The organism is Gilvimarinus sp. 1_MG-2023, assembly GCF_030548285.1.
In genome coordinates this window covers 1-242 of record NZ_JAUOSC010001556.1, presented here as the reverse complement: position 1 = coordinate 242, position 242 = coordinate 1, and the positions used below count along the sequence as shown (strand labels likewise).

Below are 242 nucleotides of genomic sequence, written 5' to 3'. Positions count from 1 at the left end.
CAGCAACATCACGACGCGCTTGCGTCTCTTCCTGGGTCAGTAACGCCCTCTCGTATTCCTGCCGACTGGTATAGCCCTGATCTACCAATTGATAGTCACGCTCCAGATCTTTTTCAGCAAGTTTCAGCGTTGCTTCTGCTGCCCTCAGGTTGGCACGTGCAGTCACAACAGACTCGCGCAGGTCTCGCAGATCGAGAGTGAACAGCACCTCCCCTTTTTTAACAAACTGCCCAGCATCGACC

At 53.7% G+C, this 242-nt stretch carries 1 pseudogene; it reads right to left on the bottom strand.

The features are described from left to right. Nucleotides 1-242, bottom strand: a pseudogene (locus Q4563_RS22025) (biotin/lipoyl-binding protein); the annotation flags it as partial.